We start from the raw sequence: 5,534 nt of genomic DNA, 5'->3' as shown, positions 1-5,534 counted from the left end.
TGTGTCTGTTGTTTGAGAACTCAATAGTGTGCCAAGTTTGTTGATACCGATTTGTTTTTATGGATTGGTTGATTTTGCCGGGCCTTGTCCGCCCCTGTGGGTGGGGTCTGGTTTTCAGCTGGTTTCAAATTTTGTGCAGCCGTTCTGCCGTTATTTCCGGTGGTTGTGGTTGTGTCTGTTTTTGTTTTACTTCAACGGAGAGTTTGATCCTGGCTCAGGATGAACGCTGGCGGCGTGCTTAACACATGCAAGTCGAACGATGATCTCCAGCTTGCTGGGGGGATTAGTGGCGAACGGGTGAGTAACACGTGAGTAACCTGCCCTTGACTCTGGGATAAGCCTGGGAAACTGGGTCTAATACCGGATATGACCATTCCGCGCATGCGGTGGTGGTGGAAAGCTTTTGCGGTTTTGGATGGACTCGCGGCCTATCAGCTTGTTGGTGGGGTAATGGCCTACCAAGGCGACGACGGGTAGCCGGCCTGAGAGGGTGACCGGCCACACTGGGACTGAGACACGGCCCAGACTCCTACGGGAGGCAGCAGTGGGGAATATTGCACAATGGGCGGAAGCCTGATGCAGCGACGCCGCGTGAGGGATGACGGCCTTCGGGTTGTAAACCTCTTTCAGTAGGGAAGAAGCGAAAGTGACGGTACCTGCAGAAGAAGCGCCGGCTAACTACGTGCCAGCAGCCGCGGTAATACGTAGGGCGCAAGCGTTATCCGGAATTATTGGGCGTAAAGAGCTCGTAGGCGGTTTGTCGCGTCTGCTGTGAAAGACCGGGGCTCAACTCCGGTTCTGCAGTGGGTACGGGCAGACTAGAGTGATGTAGGGGAGACTGGAATTCCTGGTGTAGCGGTGAAATGCGCAGATATCAGGAGGAACACCGATGGCGAAGGCAGGTCTCTGGGCATTAACTGACGCTGAGGAGCGAAAGCATGGGGAGCGAACAGGATTAGATACCCTGGTAGTCCATGCCGTAAACGTTGGGCACTAGGTGTGGGGGACATTCCACGTTTTCCGCGCCGTAGCTAACGCATTAAGTGCCCCGCCTGGGGAGTACGGCCGCAAGGCTAAAACTCAAAGGAATTGACGGGGGCCCGCACAAGCGGCGGAGCATGCGGATTAATTCGATGCAACGCGAAGAACCTTACCAAGGCTTGACATGAACCGGTAACGCCTGGAAACAGGTGCCCCGCTTGCGGTCGGTTTACAGGTGGTGCATGGTTGTCGTCAGCTCGTGTCGTGAGATGTTGGGTTAAGTCCCGCAACGAGCGCAACCCTCGTTCTATGTTGCCAGCGGTTCGGCCGGGGACTCATAGGAGACTGCCGGGGTCAACTCGGAGGAAGGTGGGGACGACGTCAAATCATCATGCCCCTTATGTCTTGGGCTTCACGCATGCTACAATGGCCGGTACAAAGGGTTGCGATACTGTGAGGTGGAGCTAATCCCAAAAAGCCGGTCTCAGTTCGGATTGGGGTCTGCAACTCGACCCCATGAAGTCGGAGTCGCTAGTAATCGCAGATCAGCAACGCTGCGGTGAATACGTTCCCGGGCCTTGTACACACCGCCCGTCAAGTCACGAAAGTTGGTAACACCCGAAGCCGGTGGCCTAACCCTTGTGGGGGGAGCCGTCGAAGGTGGGACCGGCGATTGGGACTAAGTCGTAACAAGGTAGCCGTACCGGAAGGTGCGGCTGGATCACCTCCTTTCTAAGGAGCACCATTTTCGCCTCTGGGTCTGTCTGCATGGATGGTCCGGGGGTGTGTGGAAGCAAAGCCCATTGCGCAGGCGTCTGTTCTGCGGTGGGTGCTCATGGGTGGAATATCAGCAGATAGCGGCCGGTTTGTTTTTTCCTGTGTTTAGTACGGATGCTCTTTGGGTGTTCTGGAACGGTGCGGGTGGGGGTGGGCTGGTTTTCGTGTTTGGCACACTGTTGGGTCCTGAGGCAACAGGGCCGGTTGTGGGGGGTGCGTGGCCTGTTCGGGTTGCGTGGTTTCCTTGTGCCGGGTTTGTGTGTTTCTGGTTTCCTGGTTGCATGTCCTGTGCGTGTCCGGTTGTTCTTCGTCTTTTGTGGCGGGGGTGGTTGGTGTGCGGGGGTGTGGTACGGGGTTGTTGTTTGAGAACTACATAGTGGACGCGAGCATCTAGGCACGCGCATGGTCATTGCTTCTTTTGGGGTGGTGGTGTGTGTGTGTCTTACAGCAATTTCTTTTTTTGAACCTGGATCCGTTCGTGCTTTTGCATGTGGCGGTTTCCGTGGTTCTCTCGAGAAGTTTTTTGATCTTGTGTGGTCAAGTTTTTAAGGGCACACGGTGGATGCCTTGGCATTAGGAGCCGAAGAAGGACGTAGGAATCTGCGATAAGCCTGGGGGAGTTGATAACCGAACGGTGATCCCAGGATGTCCGAATGGGGAAACCCCGCCAGAGGCTGTGAGGTTATCTGGTGACCCGCATCTGAACACATAGGGTGCGTGGGGGGAACGCGGGGAAGTGAAACATCTCAGTACCCGCAGGAAGAGAAAACAAGAGTGATTCCGTTAGTAGTGGCGAGCGAACGCGGATGAGGCTAAACCGTTCCATGTGTGATAGCCGGCGGGCGTTGCATGGGCGGGGTTGTGGGACTTTCCGTACTGGTTCTGCCGGACCGGTGGGGTGAGAGCATGGACATAGGTGAACGGTCTTGAAAGGCCGGCCGGAGAGGGTGTTAGCCCCGTAACCGTAATGTTGTGTGCCGCCTGGAGAGGATCCCAAGTAGCACGGGGCCCGAGAAATCCCGTGTGAATCTGTCAGGACCACCTGATAAGCCTAAATACTTCCTAATGACCGATAGCGGACCAGTACCGTGAGGGAAAGGTGAAAAGTACCCCGGGAGGGGAGTGAAACAGTACCTGAAACCGTGTGCTTACAATCCGTCGGAGCCAGTCTGATTCTGGTGACGGCGTGCCTTTTGAAGAATGAGCCTGCGAGTTAGTGTTACGTCGCGAGGTTAACCCGTGTGGGGTAGCCGTAGCGAAAGCGAGTCTGAACAGGGCGAGTGTAGTGGCGTGATCTAGACCCGAAGCGGAGTGATCTACCCATGGCCAGGTTGAAGCGACGGTAAGACGTCGTGGAGGACCGAACCCACTTCAGTTGAAAATGGAGGGGATGAGCTGTGGGTAGGGGTGAAAGGCCAATCAAACTCCGTGATAGCTGGTTCTCCCCGAAATGCATTTAGGTGCAGCGTTGCGTGTTTCTTGCCGGAGGTAGAGCTACTGGATGGCCGATGGGCCCTACAAGGTTACTGACGTCAGCCAAACTCCGAATGCCGGTAAGTGAGAGCGCAGCAGTGAGACTGTGGGGGATAAGCTTCATAGTCGAGAGGGAAACAGCCCAGACCACCAACTAAGGCCCCTAAGCGTGTGCTAAGTGGGAAAGGATGTGGAGTTGCGAAGACAACCAGGAGGTTGGCTTAGAAGCAGCCATCCTTGAAAGAGTGCGTAATAGCTCACTGGTCAAGTGATTCCGCGCCGACAATGTAGCGGGGCTCAAGTACACCGCCGAAGTTGTGGATTTCAGATAGTAGACAAGCCTTCGTGGTTCAGTCGTCTGGAGTGGTAGGGGAGCGTCGTGTGGGCGGTGAAGTCGCGGTGTAAACCAGCGGTGGAGCCTACACGAGTGAGAATGCAGGCATGAGTAGCGAAAGACGGGTGAGAAACCCGTCCGCCGAATGATCAAGGGTTCCAGGGTCAAGCTAATCTGCCCTGGGTAAGTCGGGACCTAAGGCGAGGCCGACAGGCGTAGTCGATGGACAACGGGTTGATATTCCCGTACCGGCGAAGGACCGCCCATGCCAAGCGGGGGATACTAACCGCCCGGAGCCTGCCCAATCACCCTTGTGGTGTGCGGGTTTTGGCCGAGCGCGGGACCTGATCCCGGGAGGTAAGCGTATTAACAGGTGTGACGCAGGAAGGTAGCCGGGCCGGGCGATGGTTGCCCCGGTCTAAGGATGTAGGGTCAGCGATAGGCAAATCCGTCGCTGTGTCTTTGATGACGTTCCTGAGATCTGATGGGACCCCCGTCATGGGGGGATCCGGTGATCCTATGCTGCCTAGAAAAGCATCGGCGCGAGGTCTTAGCCGCCCGTACCCCAAACCGACACAGGTGATCAGGTAGAGAATACCAAGGCGATCGAGAGAATTATGGTTAAGGAACTCGGCAAAATGCCCCCGTAACTTCGGGAGAAGGGGGGCCCCAACCTTGAACACCACTTGCTGGTGGGAGGGGATCGGGGCCGCAGAGACCAGGGGGAAGCGACTGTTTACTAAAAACACAGGTCCGTGCGAAGTCGCAAGACGATGTATACGGACTGACTCCTGCCCGGTGCTGGAAGGTTAAGAGGACCGGTTAGCCGCAAGGCGAAGCTGAGAATTTAAGCCCCAGTAAACGGCGGTGGTAACTATAACCATCCTAAGGTAGCGAAATTCCTTGTCGGGTAAGTTCCGACCTGCACGAATGGAGTAACGACTTCCCCGCTGTCTCAACCATAAACTCGGCGAAATTGCAGTACGAGTAAAGATGCTCGTTACGCGCAGCAGGACGGAAAGACCCCGAGACCTTTACTATAGTTTGGTATTGGTGTTCGGAGTGGCTTGTGTAGGATAGGTGGGAGACGTTGAAGCCCGGACGCCAGTTCGGGTGGAGTCATCGTTGAAATACCACTCTGGTCACTTTGGACATCTAACTTCGGCCCGTGATCCGGGTCAGGGACAGTGCCTGATGGGTAGTTTAACTGGGGCGGTTGCCTCCTAAAAAGTAACGGAGGCGCCCAAAGGTTCCCTCAGCCTGGTTGGCAATCAGGTGTCGAGTGTAAGTGCACAAGGGAGCTTGACTGTGAGAGAGACATCTCAAGCAGGGACGAAAGTCGGGACTAGTGATCCGGCGGTACATTGTGGAATGGCCGTCGCTCAACGGATAAAAGGTACCTCGGGGATAACAGGCTGATCTTGCCCAAGAGTCCATATCGACGGCATGGTTTGGCACCTCGATGTCGGCTCGTCGCATCCTGGGGCTGGAGTAGGTCCCAAGGGTTGGGCTGTTCGCCCATTAAAGCGGTACGCGAGCTGGGTTTAGAACGTCGTGAGACAGTTCGGTCCCTATCCGCTGCGCGCGCAGGAAATTTGAGAAGGGCTGTCCTTAGTACGAGAGGACCGGGACGGACGAACCTCTGGTGTGTCAGTTGTACTGCCAAGTGCACCGCTGATTAGCTACGTTCGGATGGGATAACCGCTGAAAGCATCTAAGCGGGAAGCTCGCTTCAAGATGAGATTTCCATACACCTCGTGTGTGAGAGGCCCCCAGCCAGACCACTGGGTTGATAGGCCGGATGTGGAAGACAGGACTAAAGACTGTTGAAGCTGACCGGTACTAATAGGCCGACAACTTACACCACACAAACACGATCACTGCTTGCGTCCACTATGTGGTTCCCGAACAACAACCCGTTCAGGAACAAACCACAACTGAATAACAACACCACCGTTCCCCCGAAAAA

2 rRNA genes are annotated in these 5,534 nt (G+C 55.5%); both read left to right on the top strand.

Annotated features, from left to right (window positions below):
* The first annotated feature begins 191 nt into the window (after window positions 1-191).
* Window positions 192-1,713, top strand: a 16S ribosomal RNA gene (locus KNN17_RS21915).
* Between the two features lie 580 nt (window positions 1,714-2,293).
* Window positions 2,294-5,432: ribosomal RNA gene (locus KNN17_RS21910) — 23S ribosomal RNA — on the top strand.
* Together the 16S and 23S rRNA genes form the textbook arrangement of a ribosomal RNA operon.
* Window positions 5,433-5,534 lie beyond the last annotated feature (102 nt).

Origin of the sequence: Arthrobacter bambusae (assembly GCF_022606295.1) — a bacterium.
Classification (GTDB): domain Bacteria; phylum Actinomycetota; class Actinomycetes; order Actinomycetales; family Micrococcaceae; genus Arthrobacter; species Arthrobacter bambusae_A.
The sequence above is the reverse complement of the archived record's forward strand: the minus strand, read 5'-3'. Positions and strand labels throughout refer to the sequence as shown.